Raw genomic sequence first — 26,893 nt, forward strand, 5'->3', positions numbered from 1 at the left:
ATCAGCTCCATTATTATATCCTAGGAGAGTAGCTTAGTGTTTAATTAGAAATAAGCACTTTTAAAAATCTACTAAAATACTAATAACCTCTCACTACTTTTCTCACTATTTTTTCAATACTTACATAATGCTTTGACCAGATATTTTTTTCAAGTTCTCGATTACCTAATGGCTAATTTTCTATGTGTTTTATATGAAATGTAATCTAGTTAGTATTAAATATCAATTTCATCGAATATGAACTAGAGATTTATAATTAGCCATATCTAAGAGTCTTTCACGTATTACTTCTTTACTCATATTATCAAAATCATTCATAAACATTTCAATAATTTCACGATCCAAAAGGACTGCCTTACCCACATGTATCTTAGGAAAAATTTGCTTTGGATGAACCTCATTTTCATTCAATAATTCCTCAAACAATTTTTCTCCAGGGCGAATTCCTGAGAATTCGATTTCTATTTCTTCAGTTGAAAAGCCTGACATTGTAATTAAGTTTTTTGCTAGATCCACAATCTTAACTGGCTCACCCATATCCAGGACAAAAATTTCCCCACCCCTAGCAATGGCACCAGCCTGTATTACTAACCGTGAAGCCTCTGGAATTGTCATAAAGTAACGAATCATATCTGGGTGGGTTACCGTAACAGGGCCTCCTTTTTGAATTTGTTTTTTAAATAATGGAATAACACTACCTCTACTACCAAGGACATTTCCAAATCGAACCGCAACAAACTTTGTATTACTAGCAGAAGCCATTTGTTGGACTACCATTTCTGCGACCCTTTTTGTTGCTCCCATCACATTTGTAGGATTAACTGCTTTATCGCTTGATACCATAACAAATGTATTAACTCCAAATGTATCTGCAGCTTCTGCCACATTCCTTGTTCCAAACACATTATTTTTTACCGCTTCTTCAGGATTTCTTTCCATTAACGGTACATGCTTATGCGCCGCTGCATGATATATTACATATGGTCGATGTTTATCAATGACCTCAAATATCTTATTTCGATCTTGAATATCAGCAATTTCAGTAATTATTTCAATACTATCTTTATATGTTTCTCTTAATTCCATTTCTATTGTATAAATACTGTTTTCCCCATGACCTAATAGAACAATTTTTGATGGTTGGTATTTTAAAACTTGACGGCAGATTTCTGAACCTATTGATCCACCTGCTCCTGTTACTAGAATCGTATTATCTTTTATAGAATCTAGAATTCCTTCATCATCTAGTTGAATTGGATCTCTTCCTAATAACTCTTCTACTTTTACTTCTCTAAATTCATTTACTGCAACTTTCCCCTGTAGTATATCCTCTAACATTGGAACAATTTGGGTTTTAGCCTTAGTTTTACTACACTCTTGAAAAATGGAATTAATTCCTTTTTTATTTAAAGATGGCATAGCAATTATGATTGTTTCAATATTGTAATCTTCAACAACTTGTTCAATTTCATTTGTTTTACCCACAACTGGAATATTCATTATTTCTAATTTAAACTTTGCTGGATCATCATCTATAAATGCAACAGGACATAGTTCTGTATCATTACTTCTAATTAACTGACGTACTACCATTGTCCCTGCTTTTCCAGCCCCAATAATTAAAGTTCTCTTTTTGTTTGTAGACTTAGCAATAAATGAATCACGGATCATCCGCCAAACAAAACGAGAACCGCCGATTAGTAATATATGAAGCATCCAAGTTATCATTAAGACACGAATATAAATTCCATTTGTAAAAACTAACTGCACAATTGCAGTAATCGCAATAGAAAATGATACTGCCTTAAAAATATGAAATAGTTCTCCAACACTTGCGTATTCCCACGATTTCTTGTAGAGCTTATAATAGAAAGCAAAAATATGATGACAAATTAAAATTGTAACTGAACCTATAATTAAAAAAGGTGGGATATCATCAAATATATTTGGATATAAAAACCAATAACTTAAATAAACAGAGGTAAGAACGATTATAGAATCGAGAAATGCTAAAAGTGAAATTCTTTTTTGATATGACATTATATATCCCCCTTACTCAATTCCAAAAAAATCAACTAAATTACTCACATAACTTTAATTTATTTCTCTTAAACTAAAATCAGTTTTTTTTAAAACTTCATCCATAAATTTCAATAAATCTTCTTTTAAGTCCTCATGCTGTAAAGCAAACTCAATTGTCGTTTTAATAAACCCTAATTTCTCACCAACATCATGACGTTTTCCTTCAAAGTCATATGCAAACACACGTTGAATTGAATTTAATTTTTGAATGGCATCTGTTAATTGAATTTCGCCACCTGCACCAATTGATTGCTCTTCTAAGTACATAAAAATTTTAGGTGTAAATACATAGCGACCCATGATTGCTAAATTAGAAGGAGCTGTACCTGGTGCTGGCTTTTCAACAAAGTTTTGTACTTCATATCTTCTACCTTCTTGCATAATTGGTTCTACAATTCCATAACGATGCGTTTCTTCTTCCGGAACACTTTGTACACCAATAACAGATGAATAAGTATTGTTATATTGGTCAATTAACTGCTTTAATCCTGGTGTTTCTGCTTCAACAATGTCATCCCCAAGCAATACTGCAAATGGTTCGTTACCGATAAAATTACGTGCACACCACACCGCATGACCTAGTCCTTTAGGTTCTTTTTGTCTTATATAATGAATGTCGATATTAGACGGCGCTTTAACCTGTTCTAATAACGCATATTTCTCTTTTTCTAATAAATTTTGTTCTAGCTCATATGAATAATCAAAATGATCTTCAATTGCACGTTTTCCTTTACCTGTTACGATAATGATATCTTCAATTCCTGATTCAATTGCTTCTTCAACAATGTATTGAATTGTTGGTTTGTCTACGATTGGTAGCATTTCTTTCGGCATTGCTTTTGTTGCAGGTAAAAAGCGTGTTCCTAATCCCGCAGCCGGTATGATTGCTTTTCTTACTTTCTTCATTTCTCTAAGTCCCCCCATCGCTTTCTTTCCCCAAAAAATATAAAGTTTCTCCTTCTATATTCATGCGAATAAATACACAAAAAGAAACTTTATTTTCATTTATATCAAATATAATTTAGGGCATCTAACCCATCCTCACACCATACTCTTGACGACTCGCGTCTAAGTAAAGGAATATTTATAATACATGTTTTATCTTACAGAATATGAAGTATTAGTCCGATGATTGAATTTTTTCACTGGAACTAATCACATGTCTAAAGTAAGCAAAACACTTTTAAAATCATCTACCACAGTAAAGCCGAGTACCTCCATTGATAACGGTAAGGAGATATCACCATTCATTTATTAAATTCCTAATAAACGACTAAAAATATTTTGTTTTATTTTAAAAGGTTGTTCTGGATAAAGAATATCACCATTTACAATTGATTGTGCATTTTCTCTCATTAGGAACTCAGTTTCTATTCCATATTTTTCTCGAATGATCCCATACGCATCTAATAACTCAAAATTCCGATTTTTCGTATTGTGAGCATCTGATGCAATTGTATGTACCCAATTCGCATCAATACATTTAAAAGCAAACTTCTGAATTCTTTTACCGAATGTTCCTGTTATTGATGAAGCAGTTAGTTGAGTTAAAATCCCTTTTTGGACAAATTCAAAAAGAATATCTGGTTCGTTTATAAGAACTTTGTTCCGTTCAGGATGTACAAGTATCGGTATAATTCGATTTGCTTGCATCTCATAAAATAACTTTTTAGTAAAATGTGGTATATGGGATGACGGAAGCTCGCATAGTAAATAGCGTCTTCCATCATTAATTGAAACAATTCGATTAAGCTCAAAGTCTTGAATCAATTCCCCATAAAGCCTTACCTCTTGCCCTGGTAATATTGTTAAAGGTATAGCTTTTTGTTTTAATACATAATTTAGCTCTTCTACTTTTTCTAAAATCTTTTTTCTGTCTGTATTGTAACGTCCGTTCTGATGATGAGGTGATGCAACAATTGTATGAATCCCATTGTCCACGGCTGCTCGAGCCATATTAATACTATCTTCCATTGTAATTGGACCGTCATCTAGGCCTGGTAAAATATGACAGTGAAGATCAATCATTTTTCGCTACCATAATAATCGTAATAACCGTCTTTATCCTGTTCCGCTCGATTTAACACAACACCTAGAATATTTGCGTTTACTAATGTTAATAGCTCTTTTGCTTTTTTAATTTTTTCTTTTGCCGTGTATCCTCTACGGACAACTAAAATCGTACCATCACATACTTGTGAAATGATTTGTGCATCAGTAACTGCTAACAATGGAGGAGCATCAAAAAGAATCACATCATATTGTTCATACATTTGTGCAATCAACTTCTTCATTTTTTCTGAAGATAATAGCTCAGATGGATTTGGCGGTATTGGTCCTGAAGTTAGAATGGATAGATTGCTAATATCAGTTTTTTGTATAACGTCCTTTAAGGACTTTTCTTGCGCAATTGCAGTTGTTAAACCTTTAAAATTCTCTAATTTAAAATCGGAATGCAATTGAGGTTTACGTAGATCTGCATCTACTAAAAGAACTTTCTTTTCTTGCTGAGCATATGTAACAGCAAGATTGGCAATTGTCGTTGTTTTACCTTCTGAAGGCTCGGAAGATGTTACTAAAATCGATTTTATTTTTTTATCGATTGAAGAAAATTGGATATTAGTACGAACCGTTCTATATTGCTCTGCAAATGGTGATTTAGGGTTTGTTAATGTAATAAGAAATCTTTTTAAACTTTCTTTAGCCATTTTTCTAACCATTTTACGTTTACGCACCCTTTCCCATTTTTAAATTTATTTTAGGAGTAATTTTCCCCTTTGATACTTCAGTAATAACACCTAAAATTGGTAATTCTAATAATTCTTCAAGTTGTTTTTCAGTTTTTACTGTGTTATCTAAAAACTCAAGTAAGAATGCAATACCAACTGAAAGCATTAATCCAACAGCAAAACCAATTGCAATATTTAATTTCTTATTTGGTTTAATCGGATTTTCACTTAAATCTGCTTTTGCTAAAACAGTTACATTATTTACACTCATAATTGTTTTAATTTTTGCCTGAAATACACTTGCAATCGTATTCACAATCGCTTGTGCTTGCTTTGGATCAGGATCTTGTACAGAAACAGTAAATACTTGTGAATTTGCTTCGTTTGCAACTGTGATATTATCCGTCAGTTCTGCAACTGTATAATCTAAATTTAATTGATTAATAACTTCATTTAAAATAGCTGGACTCTTTATAACTACATTGTATGTGTTGATCAATTGAACATTTGTTTGTACTTGGTTATTTTGATAAATCGAAGAATCTTTTGTTTCTTTTTGATTAACTAATAATTGTGTTGAAGATTGATAAATCGGGGTTAAAAATAAAAAGCTAATGACTCCTGTAACCACCGTGGCTACAACTGTAATACTAATTATCATGATTAGACGTTTCTTAATAACGCCGAATAATTCCTGTAAACTAATCGTCTCTTCCATCGCTTCCTCCTTAAATTCTATACGTTTATTATTCTATTAAAATATACACTCAGATTCAACAGTGCCTAGTATAACAATTACTTAACAAAAAGTTAAGTAAAAATTAATCAACATATAGGGGATTTTGGTTAAATTTACCATAAAAAAAGGTATTTTGTCGGATTATTTACCCACTTTATGGAAACCCTTACAAACTGGTCTAGTTATGTTACATTCATTAATGAAAATTGTAACAATAGATATTATATTAGAATAATTCATATGTTGTAAATTGAATAATAATTACTGAAATCGTAAAAATGTTTTTTTACCTTTTTAGTAAAAATCACTAGCACATTTTGGTTTTACTGTTATATAATAACTAATAAATAAATATACTGTATTAAAACAGATTGAATACAAATTAATCAATCATTTAAATCAAAGGGAGTGTTGTTAATGATGAGTAGAGAAGAGCGTAAAAACATGGTTCAATTTTTGGAATTAACAAAAGGATTATCAACTGAGGACTTAGTTTTCATGACAGATGCTGATTTAGAGCACCTTTACGACACGGCTTATACGTATATGTTACATCACTCTGAGTAAGATCTTACAACTTTGGTTTACTGCACTTATAAAATAAAAAGCTAGGTGAACTTCCTAATTTGGATTCACCTAGCTTTTTCATTTACCAATGTTTCATATGTAAATGCTGTATCCAATTACTTATATTTCCTCTTATTTTCGATAAAACAAAAGACAACAAAATTCCTACTTCTCTGACTATTTACCTCAACTTGAGATACAAAAATTTTAAAAGAGTATTTCTTATGCATCTTTTTGTTATATCGAAATTTTAATATTACCAATATATGGTAAATAAACAGATTGGTTATTTTTGTTGTTTAGTTATAAAAATTGTATACAATTTGTACGTTTTTACCCTAGCATTTTGTTTAATAGGGTTAGTACAAAAAAAAAAATTTTTTATTTAATTTTTAATAAAAAATTTGTCTATTTTTTTATTAAAAACAATAAAAGTGCATTTCTCTATCCAAGCCTCTGCCTTATAAAAATAAAAAAGCTAAAATGGATCCTTTAAAAGAATTCACCTAGCTTTTTAATTTTACTCTATTCAATTAAGAAGCGATTCAAACCGATAGCCTTTTCCTTTAATCGTTTTAATCTATTTAGGATAATTCGGAAGTTCTTCGATTTTATGTCGTAAACTATGACTATAAAGATTAATTAATCTCCTATTATATTATTTCCTAATTTCCTTCAACACTTTCTTAATTTCATCCTGAGTCAACTGTTCCCATGGTGCTGCATCATCATTAGCAAGGGGTTTTTCAGGATTTTCATCTTTGTTCCACCATTTTGCCTCATACGGGATGCCATTAACCATTACACGATCACCAGCTCCATAGACTGCTCCTTCTTCCCATTCCTGATAGGTTCCTTTAGGCAAGCTAACTTTTGGCAATGGTTTTTCTCCAGGCAATACCGGACCAACAAGTTCCCAAGGAATTGTATTTTCATCTAAAATAGGTGCATCAGGAGCATCTCCTTTTGTCCACCATTTAGCTCTATACACATTGTGCTTCCATACAACACGAGTACCTTTTAAATAGGTTGTAGATTCATTCCATATCTCATACGGAGAAGTTTTCGGATCATCCGGTTTATTCAAATCTATATCCGTTACATCTGACTTGGTTGTCCGTTTTGCATCACTAGAAACACTACCATTCATATTCTGTTTCAAAATCGTTGCAAACTCTTGATTGTTTTGTTTAACACCACTGTAAAAGTTGGAAACACTTTGAATTCCAACACTATTCTCACTGGACTTCCTGTCACGGTTTGCTGACCACATAGACAATCGTCCCAAACCATTTTCTACGGCAAATTGATTCAGCTTAGCAGCATCTTCTAAACCAAAAACTTCACCTTGGATGTCATTTTGGCCAATCATTGGTGTTGCGCCGAGTTTTCTCCACAATGCTTTATCACTCAAGTTAACTCCTTGTTTTTGATAAATAATCTTTAGTTGGCGATGGGTTTTTTTCAAGGCATTAATCGAATTGTCTGCCATAGAGAGTTCTGAATTACGACTTCCCCCATAATCCATTGTCATGATATTGACGCCAGCTAAATCTACTCCAGCTCTCAATAATGTTGTTACGGCATCCGTACCATCCTCAGTCAAACCTTGCGGGGTTACTGGTAATGTTACCCAAATAGCTAACTCTTTTTTATCTTTTTTCCGTTCTTGCTGCAATTTTGCCAAAGCTTCCCCACGAAGTTTAGCAGCATGCTTATTTCTCAATCCTTCTTCTTCTAAATCCACATCAATCGTATTCAGATCATAACGCTTTACAACTTTAGCATATGCATTTTTTATTTTTCCAACATCTGTTGTTGTAATTGCTAATTCTGAATTGGATAAGCCACCAAATGAAACAATGACTTCCCCTCCTTTTTGTCGTAGGCGAGCAATTCGTCGATCTATATCTAAATCATCAGATGCCTGATCCAACGAATAGGCGCCTCCCCAACTAGGAACAGCACTATTTTTATCCTTAGCTACTACGAAAGAAAGCACAACATTACCATCAATTTTTTCAAATTCATATTGCGGTGTCAGTGTAGCATCGACATAAGGGGCAAACCAAGGATTTGATTCTGCCGCTGTTTTTTCTGTTTTTTTTGTTTTTTCTATTTTACTAACTACGACTATATTATCTCGATAAAAATAACTAACTCCTACAGCTACCACAACTAAACATACCAACATTAAACGCGGCATTGACAATTTCTTTTTATTTTGCATAATCTATTTTCATCCTATTTTTTTATTGCTGAAATTATGTTTATCTTCAACTTCAGTTGTCTCTGTATTTTCCCATTTACCAAGTGATATGCTTAAAGGAACTTCTGTTTGCCCCTTCTCATCACCATAGTATAAAACCGATTGCCAATTGATTTCTGATTGATCTTTTTCAGCTTTTTCAGTTTGCTTAGGTTTTACTTCTACAAATATCCAATCTTTAAAGTTATGAATTAAATCCACAAGCATATTGACAGGTCCGATAAATGTTAATGCAGCCCACCCACAAGTAAAGGCGTTAAAAAAGGAAAATATAGCATTCGGCCAATTTCCGAGCATGAAAGAGCGCCAGCAAATAAAAACAGAGTAAGCAATAATAATGATCGGCGCTAAGATATAAAGTGTTGGCGTGCCAGTTCGATCATTAACCTTAGGCGTTCGTGCAAAAGGAATTTTTTCACTTGTTAATATCTGTTGGATCGATTTTAGCACTCCAGCCGTATTAACAGCCAACAAGATTAGATTAAGACCATAAATTCGGAAGATGTCCATTCGTTTATAACGATTGTATTTTAAATCACTCGCCATTGCAGTAAAGTAAGGGACAGCAGCACCAACAATAAAAATACTCAATAAACGATCGTCAAAGGGATAGGCTAAAAGGAAGATTAAGCCAAAACTAGACCAAGCAATCGATGCCATGTAATTGACTCGCAACACGATTTCCATTAACTTGATTGGATTCCCTTCCTGACGGCGTTGACGAATAGTAGCAAATAGTTTCGACATAATTAATAATCCACCATTGGCCCAACGACGACGTTGGATGACTAGAGAACCGAAATCTGGTGGAGTTGCTGAGTAACTCAAACGCTCCGGATAATTTGCCAAGGTCCAACCATTTTTTTCTAAATCAATACTAGACTCCGTATCCTCAATTACTGTACGGTCTTGGATAAAACGGCGGACCTTAAATCCATTTACATATTCTGTTTCAGCAATATCCTCGATCGCACGTTTTCGGATGACCGCGTTCGCCCCTACCCAAAAGGTCGCGCCATAATACGTTGTTCCTTGGTGTAAAGTGTGTTGAATATCTGTTGTAGCACCAGCAATTCGTTCGATTCGAGTTGGACATCCACGGAAAGAAGAATAAGGAGTTTGTGTTACAGCTACATTTTCATTTCCTTCTTGATTCAATAGATATACAAGACGTAAACAATACTCTTTTAGCAGAATAGAATCGGCATCGAGCGTTAGTAAAAATTCAGTATCTGGAATGACTAAATCTGCTTCCGCCTCAGAAGATACTCTCTGCAATACTTTACCAGCTGGTGTTTGGCGAATCTTGTAACTCCCTCCCATTAAATCAATATAAGAGTTAAGATTCATAGCTTTATTGGCTTCATCAGATAAAGAAACAAACTGTTTTCGTTGGAAATACCCTACTTTTCCGGTGAAAATCCATACTAATCGAGAATAAAACTGATAGATTCGTTCATAGCTCATGCCATAATTTTCTTTTGAGGATTTCTCTAATGCTACTGCCGTTACGGTTAATTCATTAGCTAAATCTCTTAAAACTTGATTATTAAAGAAATCATCTACATGAGTCTCATCTGGTTCATCATCAGCAAATTTATTAATCCATTTGGCAGCATAATTATATTGCTTTATTAAATCATTTAAAGTAGAAGAAGAGATTTCCCCAGTTTTGTTATAAGTCTCTTCAAAATCGTCACGAGCTTTTGCTAGTTTAGTATAAGGGACTTCCAAAAGCTCTGTAATTTCTTTTGCAAGATTCATAGTTGCTTGCAATTTTTCCCTTTTTTGCGGATCTGTTGGATTCGGCTTATCATCAATCAGAAGTTGTACATCGATTGTCGGATATTCTTGTAAAACAGCTGATAGTAATGTTTTTCGAATAACGTCAACCTCTTCATCATACGAAGGAACCAAAACAGTAATTCCTGGTTGATTCTCAGAAAAATAAGCAGATAAGGTTTCACGTGGGATCCGAGTATGCTCTTTAAAGCGGATCAATGCCCCTTGTCTAGAATAAAGATACATCAATGCGGAAAAACATAGTGTCGTAACAATCAGGATATATAATCCCGCTTCAACGACTTGTTTAAAACTACCATTCCCATTATGCAGTTGATCAAAAATTGTGGATGCTACATAAAGCAACCAAAATCCAATCGTAAACAAAATATAGATTCGATTCAATGTCAATTTTGCAGTGGATGGTTTTTCATGCACTCTTGGTAATGGTTCCATATTGCTTTCAGTGTACCGTTGTCTTTTCATTTTGTTCATCCCTCTTGTTAGTCAAGTCCCTATTATTGGGTAAATAAAAAAATACAATGTTTCAACTATTTATGGATGGGCAGATTAAATTGTCACGCCAAAAATCTCCCATCCTTTTTTTGAATAAACTCTTTTCCATTTTTACCGGAGTTAAAAAAAAGAAAATTGGACCTTTAGGATCTTCTAACGTTAAAATAATAGCAATAATCATATGAACTGGTAATAGTAGTATAAGACCCAAAAAAGCGCCAGATAAATCCACTAAGCGCTTAGTAAATAAATAGATCCTTCTTTTTCAATTGTTTCCTTCGATAAGAATGGCTTTAGAAGCATATTCTGCTTGTTCAAATCTCATTGCTTTCAATCTAATCATCTATCTTATTTAATATTGACTGTTAACATGTCATGTAAATACTTCAATAAATCTTCTCTTAAGTCTTCATTTTTTAATGCAAAATCAATTGTTGTCTTAATAAACCCTAATTTTTCACCAACGTCGTGACGCTTTCCTTCAAAGTCATATGCAAACACTCGTTGAATTGAATTTAATTTTTGAATGGCATCCGTTAATTGAATTTCTCCACCTGCACCGATATTTTGTTCTTCTAAGTACATAAAGATTTCAGGTGTAAATACATAACGACCCATGATTGCTAAATTAGAAGGTGCTGTACCTGGTGCTGGCTTTTCGACAAAGTTTTTTACTTCGTATCTTCTACCCTCTTGCATAATTGGTTCAACAATGCCATATCGATGCGTTTCTTCTTCTGGTACTGTTTGAACACCAATTACTGAAGAATATGTATTATCATATTGGTCCATTAGCTGCTTTAATCCTGGTGTTTCAGCTTCTACAATATCGTCACCAAGTAATACCGCAAATGGTTCGTTGCCGATAAAATTACGCGCACACCATACAGCGTGACCTAATCCTTTAGGTTCTTTTTGTCTTATGTAATGAATGTCAATATTAGATGGAGCTTTAACCTGTTCTAATAACGCATATTTTTCTTTTTCTAATAAATTTTGTTCTAGCTCATATGAAAAATCAAAATGATCTTCAATTGCGCGTTTACCTTTACCTGTTACGATAATGATATCTTCAATGCCTGATTCAATTGCTTCTTCAACAATGTATTGAATTGTTGGCTTGTCTACGATTGGTAGCATTTCTTTTGGCATTGCTTTTGTTGCAGGTAAAAAGCGTGTCCCTAAACCCGCTGCTGGTATAATTGCTTTTCTTACTTTCTTCATTTCCAAATTCCCTCCATTGCTTTCCTTCCCCAAATGAATAAAGTTTCCACTTCTACACTCATGTGATTAAATACACAAGAAGAAACTCTATTTTCTTTTAAACTAAATATAATATAGGGCATCTAACCCCTCCTCACACTCATTGTTAGCAGTTACTGATGCAAAAAATCATTTCACAAGTGTGTGATGACTGGTAATGATCTGCTTAGTCGCTAGTTGTCAGAGGTACTTTCGGAGCATCAAACAGAATCTCATCATATTGTTCATGCATTTGTACAATCTAAATTTAATTGATTAATAACTTCGTCTAAAATAGATGGACTCCTAATAACGACATTGTATGTTGATCAATTGAATATTTGTTTGTATTTGATTATTCTGATAAATCAAAGAATCATTTGTTTCTTTTTGGTTAACTAATAGTTGAGTTGAAGATTGATAAATTGGGGGTATAAATAAATAGCTAATGACTCCTGTAATCCATTTATTATTCTATTAAAATATACTCTCAGATTCAACAATGCCAAGTATAACAATTACTTAACAAAAAGTTAAGTAGAAATTAACCTATAATAGGAAGTTTTAGTTAAATTTACCATAAAATATCGCTTTTTGTCGAATTTTTTACCTAACTTATTGAAACTCTTACAAACTGGTCTTTTTCTGTTACATTCATTAATGAAAATTGTAATATTAGATATTTTTCTAGAATAATTAATACGTTGTAATTTGAATAATAATTAATGAAATGATTAATTTATCTTTTTTACTTTTTCAGTAAAAATCTCTAGCATATTTTAATTTTATTGTTATATAATAGTTAAAATATAAATACACTGCATTAAAACAGATTGAAAACAAATTAGTCATTCTAAATCAAAGGGAATGTTGTTAATAATTAGGAGAGAAGAGCGTAAAAACATGGTTCAATTTTTTGAATTAACAAATGGATTTTCACTTGAGGACTTAGTTTTCATGACGAATGCTGATTTAAAGCACCTTTTCGACACGGCGTATACTTATATGTTACATCACGCTGAGTAAGATCTTACAAGTTTGGTTTACTGCACTTATAAAATAAAAAGCTAGATGTACATCCTTATCTGGATTCACCTAGCTTTTTCATTTGCCAATTTTTCTATCGTTATTGCTGTATCTAATTACTTATATATCCTCTTTTTTCGAATTTACAAAAGACAACAAAAGCCCTACTTCTTCGACTATATTCCTCAAATTGAGACAAAAAAATTAAAAAAGAGTATTTACTACGCATCTTTTTGTTATATTAAAATTTTATTTTTACCATAATATGCTAAAAACAAATTAGGTATTTTTGTTGTTCAAGTTGAGAAAGCGTTTAAATCCACCCGCTTTTAACTTAGTTTTTTGGTCTATTTGGGTTTATACGAAAAATAAATTTTTTTTAATTTTAATAAAAAAAGTTGTCTCTTATTACAGAAAACTGCTTTTTAAATAAAAACATAATATTACGTATTCCCTACTCTCCCCAAAGCTCTGCCATATAAAAATAAAAAAGCTAAATGTCATCCTTAAAAAAGAATGCACCTAGCTTTTTACACACGTGTTCAATTAACAAGCGTTTCAAACCGATACCCTTTCCCCTTAATCGTTTTAATATATTTAGGATAATTCGGAAGTTCTTCGATTTTATGTCGCAAACTATGAATATAAATATCGATTAATCTTCTGTTTTTATAAACAGATATTACTTCCATTAATTCTTCTCTCGTTACAATGAAACCAGCTTTTTTTATTAAAAAAAGTAAAATTGCGTATTCCCTACCATTTAATTCGATCCTAATTTTATTTTTATAAACCTCTTCTCGATTTAAATAGAAGGAAATTTCTCCAAAATTTAAAACTTTTTCTCTGTCTTCTTCATTTTTTTCATTGCCTGCCCTCCTCATAACTGATTTTATTCTTGCGGACAAGTCTCTAGGATGAATCGGATATTTAACATATTGATCCGCTCCAGCTTCAATACATATTGCTGCTTCGTATGAATCATAAGTTTCAACTAATAATATGATCGGTATTTCTGTTATCCGTCTTATTCTCATTATCAATGGAATAAACTCGTCCAAAACTTGGCTTTTCATTAATACTATGCAACCTTTTAAGAAACCTAAATGTGTTTCTTCATTAAACTCTCCATATCGATATGTGCTGATTTTAATTAATCCGAATTGTTTACTTTGTTGAAGCACATGTTCAATCTCGTTTTGATCTTGGATGATGACAATTTGCTCCACCTTATATCTCTCCCATTTTTTACTGTTTATACGGTCATTTTAATTGGTTATTAACAAAAAAGGGGGACTTTCACTATACCTTTACAAATTCTTTACGTAGCGTTAAAAGCAAGTTAATCTTTGTGGGATATTGTAAGAAATGTAGCAAAAACAACGAGGGGAGGAACTGTAGATGCAACTAAAGAAAGTCATTATATTAGTTGTCGCAATCACAGCTATATTATCTTTAGCAGCTTGTGGAATTGCCTATCATCCTAATTCAAGTACATCTGAAAAACAATTAACTGGTAGCATACTAATCGATGGTTCATCTACCGTTTTCCCGATAATGCAAACAATAACGAAACAATATAGATCTGCACAACCCGAGGTAACTATTTCAATAGGTAATAGTGGTACAACTGATGGTTTTAAAAAATTCGCAAATGGTGTAACAGATCTAAACGACGCATCTCGTCCAATATCAAATGAAGAAGCTACAATCGCTAAACAAAATAACATCGATTATATTCAATTAAAATTAGCTTATGATGGTCTATCCGTCGTAGTAAATAAAGACAATGATTTTGTGGATCAATTAACAATTGAACAATTAGCAAAGTTATTTTCAGTAAAAAGTAAAATAAAAACTTGGAACGAACTAAACTCTGCTTGGCCAAAGGAAGAAATTAAATTCTTCAGCCCTGGTACTGAGTCAGGAACTTACGAATACTTTAATAAAACCATTTTAAATCAAGCTGGCGAACGGAAAGATGCTCAAACGTCTGAAGATGACAAAAATCTTGTCGATGATGTTGCTAGTGAAAAAGGCGCTATTGGATACTTTGGTCATGCTTACTATGAAGAAAACAAAGATCAATTAAAAATCGTACCAATTGTTAATCCTAAAACAGGTAAAGCAGTTTTACCAACTGAAGAGACAATCAAAAACGGGACTTACGTACTTTCTCGTGAACTCTACACATATGTAAATATAAACTCACTTAAACGTCCTGTCGTATTGGACTATTTGAAATTTGCCAATGAAAATGCTCAAACTTTAGCTGAGCAAGTTGGCTATATTCCATTACAAGATGATCTATATGAGAGCAATATTACTAAAATAGAAGAAGCTACACATAAATAACCTTACTCGCCCCCCAATTTAAATATAAAAAGAAGCTATGATTCGTATTTGAATCGTAGCTTTTTGTTTACTGTAATTTTAAAGATCAATGATTGATTTCTTATTTATGATTCGCTCTTTTAACTCTTCACAAAGTTCAATAACTCTTTGCGTTTTCTCTTCATATTTCATATTCAATACATGGTAAAGCGTAATATCACGACATTTTAAAAATGAAGGAATTCGGTTATACCATTCTTCATCTAAAACATATTCGGTTTCATAACCTTTTCGAAAGATTTCTAACTGTCTTTTTGCGAAATTCGATTTTTCTTCGAATGATGCCTTACTACCCCAAGCAGTATAATATAGAACAATTGCGATATCTGAAATGAAATAATTATATTGCAGGTCATCGAAATCAAAAGCCGTTATTTCACCTTTGTCATTTACGAAAAAATTCTGGAGATGTAAGTCACTATGGATTAATCCATATGAATCTTTCTTTCTGTCATAAGCTTGGATTTCTTCTATTAATTCCTTCGTATAAATACCAAGCTCATCATCAGCTAACATTTCATTCAAATAAGCTTCTTCGTCCCAATGTTCACGATGATTTGTAACAGGATAATCAACTGTTAACGCATGAAGCTTTCCGATCGTTTTTCCCCATGTGTACATTAGGTCATCATTCCACACCGCTGGGTTTGTACGATCAACTAATTGACCATCTGCCCATTCAAACATTGATGCGTAAAAACTGGTGCCATCACTTGCATTTTGAACTTCTACTAAATTACCGTTCAAAGAAGTTAAAGAACCTGCTGCATTTGCTCCATTTTCTCTTGCATATTGTAAAAACTTAAGTTCTGCCTCAATTTCATCCTTTGAGCGATGAGATGAATGCGTTAATCGTAAAATGCGATCCGTTCCATCTGCCAACTTACCTTTAAATAGATAGTTCTCGAACTCTCCGACTGGTTTTTCTTCTACTGTAATACCAAATTGTGATGCTGCATTCGTTAAAATCTCTTTAGTAAAAACTCTTTCAACTGCCTGTTCCATTTTTAATCCCCCGAAAACATAGAATAAAAGCGTAGAATAAATATCTAATTACTTATTCCCCAGTTCCCAAAGATTTCCTGCAACTTTTTTACTAAATAATGACTACTCATTCATATTTCGGTATTCATTCGGGGTCATCCCAACGATTTTCTTAAACACTTTTCGAAAGTATTTATCATCTTGATAGCCAATTTTCCCAGCTATTTCATATATTTTCAAATTCGGGAACTTCAATAATTCCTTCGCTTTTTCAATCCGAATTGAAACAATATAATCTGATATATTCACACCGTAAATTTGTTTAAACTTACGGGATATATATTCACGGCTTAAATAAAATTTCTCTGAAAACTCCTGAAGTGAAATCTCTTCAGCATAGTTCAGTTGAATATAATTTGCGATTGCTTCAATACTATTCAGTTCTTGATTTGTTTGATTTTTTTCTTGAATAATCGACTGCACTCTTTCTCTTTGAGTCGCTACATAATCACCAATTTCAAAATGCCCTTTTGCATTCCAGAACAGTTCTAGATTCACTTCTTGAATGGTTTGAAGCGAAAGTTTATTAATCCAGTGATTTAAGAAGATTAAAAACTCCTGATGCAATGAAAGTAACTGTGCAAAAGGAAGATAATTCTTCTGTGCGATTCGTTTACTAAAAAGTTGAATGACTTCATCGTAAATATAAATATCCTGCTTCTCAACCATTTGTTCAAATAAGTTGATGATTTCTACTAGATTAATCGGATTATACCCTTTTATATCTTCATAAGAATAAACTGGCACATCTCGCTTTTCTAAAATATTTACATGCTGTAGGACATTTACAACCTCTTCGTACCCAGACTGGATCGACTCAATTGGTAACTTCCTACTGATCGCAAAATGAAACGGAAAAGGCACAACTGTCGATAAAATTTTAGCAATATGTTGAATACTGTCAGTGACTTGCTCGCCCCAATATAGTAAACAAATCTCCTTCGCACCTTGTAAATTACGAAACGCAATTCCTCCATTTTGGTTTTGAAGAACTTCATTTACAATATTCAAAAGGGCAAAGAAGCATAAATCCTCTGGCCAAATATCTTTGAATGTCTCTAGATTTCGTAATTTTAGTAAAGATACATGTAAAGTTTGACCTTCTTCATATCCTAATTGGTTTAACATGTTCTGATTATATTCTTTATCGTAAATCGCATTTGTTAATTGTTTATCTCTATAAACAGGTAAAACTTCCTGAAGCAAACGAAAATCATTTAATGCATCAATTCTCTCTTTTTCTTTTTCATTCCAATCTGAAGCTACTTTTACTAAAGTTTCATTCAATATATCCGGATCAATTGGTTTCAATAAATAATCAGACGCACCGAACTGAATAGCTTCTCTCATATAATGATAGTCATCATATCCCGTTACAACGATTACTTTACAATTAATGTTTTCTGAATGAAGCCATTTTAATAATCCTCTACCGTCTAACTCTGGCATCATTAAATCAGTAAATATAATTGTCGGTCTTTCCTTTAGAATGATGTCTTGCGCGATCGCTCCATTTTCTGCTTCTAATATTTCAGTAACTCCAATTGCATCCCACTCTGCAAGAAGTTTTACACCTTCTCGTACATGCTTTTCGTCATCTATTAGTAGAACCTTCATGATTAACTTCTCCTCTTGTCATTTCAATCGGTAAGATTATCGTTACAACAAAGTTTTCATGCTTCACACTTTCTATTTTTACTTCTGCTTTTTTACCATAATAGAATTGAATGCGATCAGAAATATTTTTTAAACCGATACTCTCGTTAGTATTTAATCCACCTTCTGACAGCGATGAATTGATGATTTCTAATTCCTCTTCTGATGCACCTTCACCATTATCAGCAATGACTATTTTTAAACGATCATCTAGTTGTCTATGAATCGAAATATTTAATTCACCAAGCTTTTGTTGCTTTTCAAAGCCGTGTTTAAAGAAATTTTCTACGATTGGCTGTAAAATCATTTTTGGCATTTTTACTTTGTTTAACCCTTCATCCACTTCCAGGTTATAAACAAATCTGCCATCATACCGTTCATTTTGAAGCGATAAATAATCTTTTATATGGTTTAATTCATCCTTAAGCGCTACAAAATCTTCATTATTTTTCATGCTATATCTCATGATTTTTGAAAGTGACATAATTAATCGATACACTTTAATTCCATCATTTTTTAATGATAGAGTTCCAATTGACTGCAAGGCATTGTATAAGAAATGCGGATTAATTTGAGACTGAAGTACTTTTAATTGATTCGTTTTATTTTCAATTTGAAGCTTGTATTCTTTTATATATAAATCATTTAACGTTTCGACCATTGAAGTAAAATGTTTACCTAACTGACCAAACTCATCATTTCCTAACGTATCAAAAGAAACGGCAAGTTCTCCCTTCTCGATTCGCTGCATATCTCGAATTAAGATTCGAATTGGTCGTGTAAATCTGAATGATACGATAATAGTTAAAATGATGACTAATAAGACTGAAATCGCCCCGAGTGTAACTGTAATTTTCAATAATTGATTCGAATTATGATAGAGATTCTTATAAGGAATACTTTTAATGATTGTCCATTGTTGATGATTGCTGCTTTTTATTTTGTCATACACATAGACCCCGCTAAAATCCTTTCCCTTCCATTCAAAACTAGTTTCACCTGACCGATCCGAGCTAATTTTTTTATACCATTTTGTTTCTAACTTTTTACCAATCAGTTGTTTTTCAGATGAATAAAGAACAACATTCCCATCGCCAACAACGAAAAGATGCTCCTCTCCCTTTTTATAAATACGATCAAAAATCTCATTAATTCTACTTAATTCAATATCGATTGATAAAAAGCCAAGCCACTGGTCGGATGTAACATTATTTAAAAAATAATGAAATGATACAACTTGCTTAACTGGCTCAATTCGAAAATCCGATAAATTATTATAATTTTGAATCGGATGAGTCGGTTGAATATAATACGAGTCCCTTGAAAAACTTAAATTTCTATATGTGGGAATTTGATTGAAATTATACATTTTCCCTCGACTACTCACCTTTGCGTTGTATACGGTGTAATCGTCCTTACCCTTTGTTAAATACAAATGCAACTGCTCGATCTCTCTTCTTGAAAAATAAAGTCCTAGTAAACTCCGTTGAATTTCAGCAGAATTTTGTTCGATGTAAGCTGTAGCACCATTTTCTAACACCGACAAAAACGGTCTATTACTATAAATGGACAATGGAATACCGTAAATTTCATTAAAATAATTCATTAAATCATTTCCACTACGCTTCAATAAATCATAATTCGTATTTACAAATTCCTTCGTAACCGTGTTTTTCGTATAAAAATAACTTGCTATAATCGATAAGCCAAATGGAATAATAGTTGCGATTAATAATAAGGTGATCAGCTTACTTCTAATACTGTTTTTCATGATAACATCCTTTGCGGAAACGTTTGCACTTTCTTATATCTAGTTTATCAGAGTTAAAGAACGAATAACACCTTTATAAGGATAAAACAATCCATAAAAAGAACTATCAAATATTATGACTTTCGGCTATGCAGATACTGGTAGTACTTTAAAAATGATGTTAAATCTTCCTAGTGATAATAGTGTGGATTTCTGTGATTTTTAAATAATGTTTTGTGGACTTGTGAACCTTATGCAATCGAGTTATACTCCAAAACAAAAATCCACAAGGAGATTGATTCCTCGTGGATATCTACAACTATATAAAGAAGTTATTTTTCTCATTCATAAACAAGAAACTGTTCTCTTTCTTTATCTGTCAAATCTTTAGGATTTAATCCTTTTTTCCTACAGTATTCATACAATGCCTTAACCTTTACTTTAGGTTCACTTGTGCGGTTTGGTTCTACATAAACTCCGTCAGGAAATCCTCTTTCGAACTTTCTCATTTCATCATGCATAGCATCACTCACCTTTTCATCAGTATGCCCAGCTATTCTATTAGAAAACACCTTAAAACTTGAAAGCGCATTAGCTATTTTAGCCATTGTATTTCACCTCCCGGAAAATGTTTTAATGCCAAACGTTGTCCTACAAGTTCTTGAAAAACTATTGTTTGACTACCTTCATACAATTGATCTCCTCCAAGCCCTGTATAAAAAGGAATTGTATCTGTTTTGGAAACTAAATACATATAACCTTCGAAGCCTTGGACTATACTATACTGGCATGCAAAAGCTACCAAGTTATAACCGACACCTTCATAGACCCTATCATGATTCATTCCATGACTTATTTTGCCTATATTATAATACTTATTAAAATCAGCAGTCTCTACAGATTTAAGATATACGCAACAATCATCTTGACTGGACTTAAGTGCAATAATTCCTTGAGCCATACCAGGAAACCTTTTTGTTTCTAAGGAAAAAATCTCGTATTCTTCATCAAATTCTTTTTTAAAATTGAATACCCAACGAGGAGGCATGTATTCTCCAACTTCATCAATATCTATTTTTCGAAAATAACATTCTTCCCATTCTTCAAACCTTATATTGAATATCATTTTTTCAATTCACTTTCTTTAATTCAATAATAAAATTATATCACGGGATTAGTAATTTTTGGTAAAGAAACAAAGCTTGAATCAGAACACTTTGTGAACTAAATTGAAGGTTTACTTTCTAATAAAGTAAGGAGTTTTATTCATGAGTTATTAATAACATAAAGCCGTCAAAGACACCTCTATTACAGATAAAAAACCCACAAGGAAATTATTCCTTGTGGGTTACCTTAATCTATAGAGGAATTTTTAGGGAAGCCTCGAATTAAGAATTTATTTCTTTAATTTCATCCAAGTATCTTCAAGAGATTTTAACATTTCGTCAGCAGATTTTTGCTTTCCAACGTAAGCTTGCATTGATGCACCAAACTCATTTGTAGCTCCATCTGGGTATTTGAACCAGTTCCAAGATAATGTTTTACCTTCAGCAGAGTATTTTTGTAAGTCGTCTGCGATTGGTCCTAAGTTTTTACCTTGAATTGTTTTTAACGCTGGGATAAACTTGAATTTTTCTACAATGTATTTTTTTCCTGTGTCAGAAGTAACCATCCACTCTAAGAATTTTTTAGCTTCTTCTTTGTTTTTAGAGTTTTTGTTAACTACCCAGTTATTTGGTACACCCATTGGTAATTTGTCCATAGCTGCTTTGTCATCGTTGATTGGAATTGGTAACACACCTAAGTTCATGTTTGGAGTGATTCCATCAACCATACCTTGAATCCAGTTACCTTGTTGGATCATAGCAGTTTTACCTTGAGCAAAGTTAGTAACTTGAGTGTTGTAATCTGTTGTTAAAGGATTTTTATTTCCGTATTTGATTGTTAAATCAAACAGTTTCATAAATTGTTTGAATTTCTCGTTGTCTTGAATTTTCACTTTACCAGAGTTAACGTCAGCCATGAATTTATCTGGATCTTGCTGTTGAGCGAAAGGAATATTTAATAAGTGAATTCCTAGAATCCACCACTCACCATATCCAACTGAGAATGGTGTGATACCTGCTTTTTTAAGCTTTTCAGCTGCTGCAGTTAATTCGCTTAATGTTTTTGGTGCTTCAGTAATACCAGCTTTTGCGAATAAATCTTTATTGTAAATAAAGCCATAACCTTCAGTGTTCATTGGCATACCGTAAAGTTTGCCATCAATTGTCATTGGTTTTTCAGTTCCTGGATATAAGTCTTTTACCCATGATTGATCAGAAAGATCTTCTAATTTATCTTTCCAAGTTACTGCTTCTTGGAATCCACCGTTGTTAAAGATATCAGGCTCATTACCTGAAGCAAATTGAGCTTTTAATGCAGCACCGTAATCAGCACCGCCACCAACAGTTTGAATTTTAACTGTTACGTTTGGATTTTCCTTATGGTAATCCTTAGCCATTTGTTCTAAATCTTTCGCAATCTCAGCTTTAAACTGGAATACGTTTAATGTTACTTTTTTATCCTTTGAATCATTTGACCCTTTGTCTGAAGATCCTCCAGAACATGCAGAGAATAACATTACTGATGTTGTTAATGCTGCTGCTACCTTTAGCATCCTTTTCATCCCAAAAACCCCCGTCTCAATATTCTTTATTTTGAATACGCTTTCATTATACATTCAAAAACAATCAATTATAGATAGCCTATATTGACATGATGGGTGGAATATATTGATAGCTTCCACCCAATCACCCTATTTAATTGAACCGCTTGTAATACCTTTAATAATATGTTTCTGTGCTGCAAAGTAGAAAATTAATAGTGGCGTAATACCTAAAACAAGTCCAGATAACGCTAAGTTCCACTGTTTTGTATATGCTCCAAAGAAGTAGAATGTAGCAAGAGGAATTGTTCTTAACTCCATATCTCTTAATACAAGTGATGGTAATAAGAAGTCATTCCAAATCCATAACGTATTTAGGATAACAATTGTAACCGTAATTGGTTTTAATAGAGGAAAAACAACTTTCCAGAAAACCATAGTCGGTGAACATCCATCAATAATTGCTGCTTCCTCTAACTCAATTGGGATTGTTTTAATAAATCCATGATATAGGAAGATTGATAATGCTGACCCAAAACCTAAATACATGATTACTAATCCCCAATGACTATTCATTAAATGAAGTGTACTTCCAACTTTCACTAATGGGATCATAATTGATTGGAACGGGATAACCATTGTTGCTACAAAGATAAAGAAAATGATATTTGAAATTTTACTTTTTGAACGAACTAGTTTATAAGCCGCCATCGAACAGAAAAAGACGATTACAACATTACTAGCAATTGTCACGATTAATGAGTTCATTAACGCTTTCCAGAAATTCATGACTTCAATTGCTTGTTGATAGTTTGTAAAATCTAAGCTTTTTGGAAGCGAAGATGTATTTTGTAAAATATCAGCAAATGATTTAAATGAGTTTCCTAACACATAATAAAAAGGAACTAAGAAGATGAGAGCAAGTATAATTGCCGCTATTTCTAATATAAAAGTAAAGCCAGTATATCGTTCTTTTAGCATTATGCCTCAACCTCCCTCTTCTTCGTAATGTAAACTTGAATTACTGAAATTAATGCTACGACTACGAAGAATACAATCGCTTTTGCTTCACCTAATCCATAACGGTTATTTACAAAAGCTTCCGTGTAAATGTTTAAAGCTAACATCTCAGTAGACTTAAATGGTCCACCATTAGTTAATGATAAGTTTGTATCAAACACTTTAAATGACCATGAAATTGTTAAGAATAAACAAACTGTTACAGCTGGTGCTACCATTGGAATAATGATTTTGCGTAACACTTGGAATTTATTTGCACCATCAATTTGAGCTGCTTCAATTAATTCTTGTGGTACACCTTGCAGAGCCGCTACATAAATAACCATTATGTAACCTGCACCTTGCCAAACTGCCACGATGACAATTGCCCAGAACGCACCTTTTTCTTCACCTAAAAGTGCTCTTTGTAAAAAGTCTGAATGTAATAATTGTCCAATAGAAATTAAACCTTTATTAAAAATGAACTGCCAAATGAAACCTAATAATAATCCACCGATTAAATTTGGAAGGAAAAAGATTGTTCTTAAAATATTACTAGTCTTTAATGCTTGCGTTACGATTAACGCTAAACCAAAACCAATCACATTGGTTAAGATCACAGCGAATAATGTATATTTACCGGTTAATATAAACGAATGGATAAAATCCGTATCTTTCGTAAAAATGTATTTATAATTTTCAAGTCCGACCCACTTAGCAGAATCAGCTACACCATCCCACTGAGTAAATGAATAGAAAAAGCCGATTAAAAATGGCGTTAACACGATCGCTGCAAAAACAATACTTACTGGTCCTACAAACGTAAGATAATTTAAAAAATCTCTTAATTTTTTAGATGACTTCTTTGTCTTGGCATCTGATAAATTTGTATCAATCACTTTTTTCGTTTCAATCATCTGTAACACCTCCACTATCATCATAAAATACCTCTCAAGTTGTGAAAACGTATTCATTTGAACAGTAGGGTGGAATATATTGACTAGATTAATTTTGATGATTGTTTTTGATGACTTTAAATTTTAGATAAAATTCGAAAGTTCCACTATGTTTTTTAAGGGGACTAGCTATTTTTTATAAAAAAAAGAATCTCCTATTGAAGATTCGCAGTCACAAATTAGTTAATATTATTTTAAATCCGTACAATAAAATCAAGCAGATGACCATACTCAACCGGAAATTCTACTTTTAAATCCAAAGTTTTATTATCTAATATTAATACTTTATAACTCTCTTCATTATTAGATAAAACATATATTTCTTCCTTATCAATATCTTGATAAATAAACTTGTAATTATTCTTATTATTTAAATAGCTCTTTTTTAATGGCTCGAAAGTTGGAACTGGTTCAAATGTAAGGAGTCCAAGTGTGTTCCCATATTCATAACTATACAAATTATATAATGCAGTTTTTTCATTAATCATTATTGGTCGAAATTCCTGATAATAATAGAGATCCTGCTTTTGCAGATTTTTAAAGGGTTCAAAAACTTCATATTTAAGTTCATTATTATACACATACAATTTTCCTGTATCACTTACTATATAGACATGATCTTTAGTTGAATAAACAGGAAATAAGTCAACATCGTTAGATTCTGGTGATTCGTAATGAATTAATTGATTTTCTAAGTCTATAATACCAATCCCAGGATACACTTTTATCTCCTTTTCATTAACTTCTCCACTCGTTCCATAAAATATCTTATTTTTAAAACCTAATAAGGGTGTCCATTTAGGCTCATATCCATATTCAGTTTCGAAGCTTTTTTCTGATGTATAATTTGAAATAGACATATTGAAATCATTTGTCTTTTGATCAATATTTTGATCACCTGTTTTATGAGAGGCAATTGTTTGAAACAAAGTGTCTTCACCATAATGTTGAATATGGTCTACTCCAACAGGATATTTAAAATACTCAAGATTTACTTTATCGAACTTTCTTTTTGTCATATCGTAAGTAAAAAAATAGTTATCTATTGAAGCGTCTCCAAAAAATGATATAAATAATTTATTTAAGTTATTTGGCTTTTGATGAATTAACATTCTGCCAAAATCACGATCCTTAATTGCGTATTCTCGAACAATTTTACCCTTTTTAGTCACTTCTTTTACAATGGTAGATTCTTGTGAAACCCTTGGGTCAGCTGGATAAAATAATAAAAAATTCTCTTTTTTATCGGGATATTTTGGTTTGAAATTTTCAATTCCATTGATTATAGTACGGTTTTCATACTCTGTATTTCTAAAAATTGAAAATGCTGAAATAATTATTCCTGCGATTAATAGTACCATCAATAAAAATGTAGATTTTCTTTTCATAGTATCACCTGATATTTATTACAAATTTCCAGGTAATGTTTTTCCCCAATTTTTAATAAGGCGAACATTGGCGTCAGCAATTATATCTCTAGGGAGTACCGCTATAACTCCGTCAATAGTATAAGCATTTGATGATTGTAAATTATAGCCGACATGATTCCACATTGCATTTGTTAACTTAGAACAATACCATGCATTAGTAGACCAAATTGATGTTTTTAGAGCATATGGCTCCCCTTTCTGTTCTAAACCAAATTGAACAGCTTTATTTCTTTCGGTAGCTGTTGCATCTTTACCCAGTTTAGTTGTTACTTTATATTGTTTAATGCCGCTAGCCCCACTCCACAATTTATCCCTGTTCCAATGAAAAACTTTTGCTCCATTATTTTTTGTTCTAGCTGCTTCAATTACAAAATAGTCTTTTGTTGATAATACTGCAGTATGTCCTGTTAATGATTTATCTCCAGCAGCATTATTATTACCTATCCCATAATAAAGAATATCACCATATCGCCAGCTTTTTGATGCTCGCAGCATATTTTTATTACTGTATTGCTCTACTTTTAAATCTAATTCTCCAAGTTTATCAATCAACTCGATATGAACTTGTGTATTATAAAAGTTATCTGAATCCAAAGATTTTAAATAATCTTCAATTTCAATGTGTATTTGATTGACCTCATTAAAAAAATTTTCCCTACTATTAAATTCAATGCCAACATCTTTTTCTAATAAGGTATTTACTTTAGATAGTTTTTCTTCTAATCCATACTCAATATCCTCCAAAGTGGAATTACTTTTTTCTTGTGCATTTGTGCTAATTGGCACCGTCAAAAAAGCTGTGCATAATAAAATACTTAATGTTTTTTTGAAATACACAATATATCCTCCTCTAATTTTTTTTTAGAAACTTCATTAGAAATTCCTAATAAACTTAGCTTAGCAAATTTATCCATCATATTCTGTTTTACATTTGACGAAAATTAGTACAAAATTTAACAATCTGGTGAACGCAAAAAAAACCGCCCTCATATGAAGTGCACCCCAAATGTTAGACACGACTAACATTTGGAGGTGCATTTTTTATGACTAAATTTACTACTGAAC

General features: G+C 32.4%; 24 protein-coding genes. 3 read left to right on the forward strand and 21 right to left on the reverse strand.

Going from position 1 to position 26,893, the window contains the following annotated elements:
• Nucleotides 1-228 precede the first annotated feature (228 nt).
• The 5 genes from AN960_RS00290 to AN960_RS00310 form a co-directional block, all read right to left on the reverse strand.
• Nucleotides 229-2,040: a polysaccharide biosynthesis protein gene (locus tag AN960_RS00290; RefSeq protein ID WP_056465331.1), complete on the reverse strand. Its 1,812-nt coding sequence runs from the start codon at nt 2,038-2,040 to the stop codon at nt 229-231.
• Nucleotides 2,041-2,094: 54 nt separating this feature from the next.
• Nucleotides 2,095-2,988, reverse strand: coding sequence for a UTP--glucose-1-phosphate uridylyltransferase GalU (gene galU, locus AN960_RS00295; protein WP_056465380.1), 894 nt, complete (start codon nt 2,986-2,988; stop codon nt 2,095-2,097).
• A 348-nt stretch (nt 2,989-3,336) separates the two neighbouring features.
• Complete coding sequence (locus AN960_RS00300; RefSeq protein WP_056465333.1) at nt 3,337-4,110, reverse strand: tyrosine-protein phosphatase; 774 nt, start codon at nt 4,108-4,110, stop codon at nt 3,337-3,339.
• Nucleotides 4,107-4,802 carry a CpsD/CapB family tyrosine-protein kinase gene (locus AN960_RS00305; RefSeq protein ID WP_056465335.1) on the reverse strand — a complete coding sequence of 232 codons (696 nt, stop codon included), beginning with the start codon at nt 4,800-4,802 and terminating at the stop codon, nt 4,107-4,109. The genes AN960_RS00300 and AN960_RS00305 overlap by 4 nt, the downstream gene beginning before the upstream one ends.
• Nucleotides 4,803-4,809: 7 nt before the next feature.
• Entirely contained in the window at nt 4,810-5,529 is a 720-nt protein-coding gene (locus AN960_RS00310; protein WP_056465337.1) for a YveK family protein, read from the reverse strand.
• Nucleotides 5,530-5,967: 438 nt separating this feature from the next.
• Here AN960_RS00310 and AN960_RS00315 point away from each other — a divergent pair, with 438 nt between their 5' ends.
• Nucleotides 5,968-6,117 (forward strand): BH0509 family protein, encoded by a 150-nt coding sequence (locus AN960_RS00315; RefSeq protein ID WP_172795377.1) that lies wholly within the window; start codon nt 5,968-5,970, stop codon nt 6,115-6,117.
• 658 nt (nt 6,118-6,775) lie between these two features.
• Here the strand turns inward: AN960_RS00315 and AN960_RS00320 are convergent.
• The 5 genes from AN960_RS00320 to AN960_RS24950 all read right to left on the reverse strand — a co-directional run bounded on the left by AN960_RS00320 (nt 6,776) and on the right by AN960_RS24950 (nt 12,388).
• Nucleotides 6,776-8,347, reverse strand: a complete 1,572-nt coding sequence (locus AN960_RS00320; protein ID WP_056465339.1) for a chitinase — start codon at nt 8,345-8,347, stop codon at nt 6,776-6,778.
• 9 nt (nt 8,348-8,356) lie between these two features.
• Nucleotides 8,357-10,654, reverse strand: coding sequence for a glycosyltransferase family 2 protein (locus tag AN960_RS00325; protein WP_216600063.1), 2,298 nt, complete (start codon nt 10,652-10,654; stop codon nt 8,357-8,359).
• 61 nt (nt 10,655-10,715) lie between these two features.
• Entirely contained in the window at nt 10,716-10,940 is a 225-nt protein-coding gene (locus AN960_RS25400; protein ID WP_082459301.1) for a sugar transferase, read from the reverse strand.
• Nucleotides 10,941-11,032: 92 nt separating this feature from the next.
• Entirely contained in the window at nt 11,033-11,908 is an 876-nt protein-coding gene (galU, locus tag AN960_RS00335; RefSeq protein ID WP_056465344.1) for a UTP--glucose-1-phosphate uridylyltransferase GalU, read from the reverse strand.
• A gap of 324 nt (nt 11,909-12,232) precedes the next feature.
• Nucleotides 12,233-12,388: a Wzz/FepE/Etk N-terminal domain-containing protein gene (locus AN960_RS24950; protein WP_353611564.1), complete on the reverse strand. Its 156-nt coding sequence runs from the start codon at nt 12,386-12,388 to the stop codon at nt 12,233-12,235.
• A 405-nt stretch (nt 12,389-12,793) separates the two neighbouring features.
• Between AN960_RS24950 and AN960_RS24245 the strand changes: the two genes are divergently transcribed.
• Complete coding sequence (locus tag AN960_RS24245; RefSeq protein WP_156339571.1) at nt 12,794-12,952, forward strand: BH0509 family protein; 159 nt, start codon at nt 12,794-12,796, stop codon at nt 12,950-12,952.
• Nucleotides 12,953-13,494: 542 nt separating this feature from the next.
• Here AN960_RS24245 and AN960_RS00340 read toward each other — a convergent pair.
• Nucleotides 13,495-14,181 (reverse strand): winged helix-turn-helix domain-containing protein, encoded by a 687-nt coding sequence (locus tag AN960_RS00340; protein WP_056465345.1) that lies wholly within the window; start codon nt 14,179-14,181, stop codon nt 13,495-13,497.
• Between the two features lie 172 nt (nt 14,182-14,353).
• On the opposite strand from AN960_RS00340, the gene AN960_RS00345 reads away from it, so the two are divergent.
• A complete protein-coding gene (locus AN960_RS00345; protein ID WP_056465348.1) occupies nt 14,354-15,307 on the forward strand; it encodes a PstS family phosphate ABC transporter substrate-binding protein in 954 nt (317 codons plus the stop codon).
• A gap of 78 nt (nt 15,308-15,385) precedes the next feature.
• Here the strand turns inward: AN960_RS00345 and AN960_RS00350 are convergent, their stop codons facing one another.
• The 10 genes from AN960_RS00350 to AN960_RS00395 all read right to left on the reverse strand — a co-directional run bounded on the left by AN960_RS00350 (nt 15,386) and on the right by AN960_RS00395 (nt 26,665).
• Complete coding sequence (locus AN960_RS00350; protein WP_056465350.1) at nt 15,386-16,351, reverse strand: phosphotransferase enzyme family protein; 966 nt, start codon at nt 16,349-16,351, stop codon at nt 15,386-15,388.
• Between the two features lie 102 nt (nt 16,352-16,453).
• A complete protein-coding gene (locus AN960_RS00355; protein ID WP_056465352.1) occupies nt 16,454-18,007 on the reverse strand; it encodes a response regulator transcription factor in 1,554 nt (517 codons plus the stop codon).
• A complete protein-coding gene (locus AN960_RS00360) occupies nt 17,985-19,817 on the reverse strand; it encodes a sensor histidine kinase (protein ID WP_056465354.1) in 1,833 nt (610 codons plus the stop codon). Before AN960_RS00360 ends, AN960_RS00355 begins: the two co-directional genes overlap by 23 nt.
• A gap of 320 nt (nt 19,818-20,137) precedes the next feature.
• Nucleotides 20,138-20,404: a hypothetical protein gene (locus AN960_RS00365; protein ID WP_056465356.1), complete on the reverse strand. Its 267-nt coding sequence runs from the start codon at nt 20,402-20,404 to the stop codon at nt 20,138-20,140.
• Nucleotides 20,392-20,922 (reverse strand): hypothetical protein, encoded by a 531-nt coding sequence (locus AN960_RS00370; RefSeq protein WP_056465361.1) that lies wholly within the window; start codon nt 20,920-20,922, stop codon nt 20,392-20,394. Before AN960_RS00370 ends, AN960_RS00365 begins: the two co-directional genes overlap by 13 nt.
• A 270-nt stretch (nt 20,923-21,192) precedes the next feature.
• Entirely contained in the window at nt 21,193-22,464 is a 1,272-nt protein-coding gene (locus AN960_RS00375) for an ABC transporter substrate-binding protein (protein WP_056465363.1), read from the reverse strand.
• 129 nt (nt 22,465-22,593) lie between these two features.
• Complete coding sequence (locus AN960_RS00380; RefSeq protein WP_056465365.1) at nt 22,594-23,424, reverse strand: carbohydrate ABC transporter permease; 831 nt, start codon at nt 23,422-23,424, stop codon at nt 22,594-22,596.
• Nucleotides 23,424-24,359: a carbohydrate ABC transporter permease gene (locus tag AN960_RS00385; protein WP_056465368.1), complete on the reverse strand. Its 936-nt coding sequence runs from the start codon at nt 24,357-24,359 to the stop codon at nt 23,424-23,426. The genes AN960_RS00380 and AN960_RS00385 overlap by 1 nt, the downstream gene beginning before the upstream one ends.
• Before the next feature lie 233 nt (nt 24,360-24,592).
• Nucleotides 24,593-25,786 carry a hypothetical protein gene (locus AN960_RS00390; protein ID WP_056465370.1) on the reverse strand — a complete coding sequence of 398 codons (1,194 nt, stop codon included), beginning with the start codon at nt 25,784-25,786 and terminating at the stop codon, nt 24,593-24,595.
• A gap of 18 nt (nt 25,787-25,804) precedes the next feature.
• Nucleotides 25,805-26,665, reverse strand: coding sequence for a YiiX/YebB-like N1pC/P60 family cysteine hydrolase (locus AN960_RS00395; protein WP_056465372.1), 861 nt, complete (start codon nt 26,663-26,665; stop codon nt 25,805-25,807).
• Between the last annotated feature and the right edge of the window lie 228 nt (nt 26,666-26,893).

The organism is Bacillus sp. FJAT-25509, assembly GCF_001420605.1.
Classification (GTDB): Bacteria; Bacillota; Bacilli; order Bacillales; family Bacillaceae_G; genus Gottfriedia.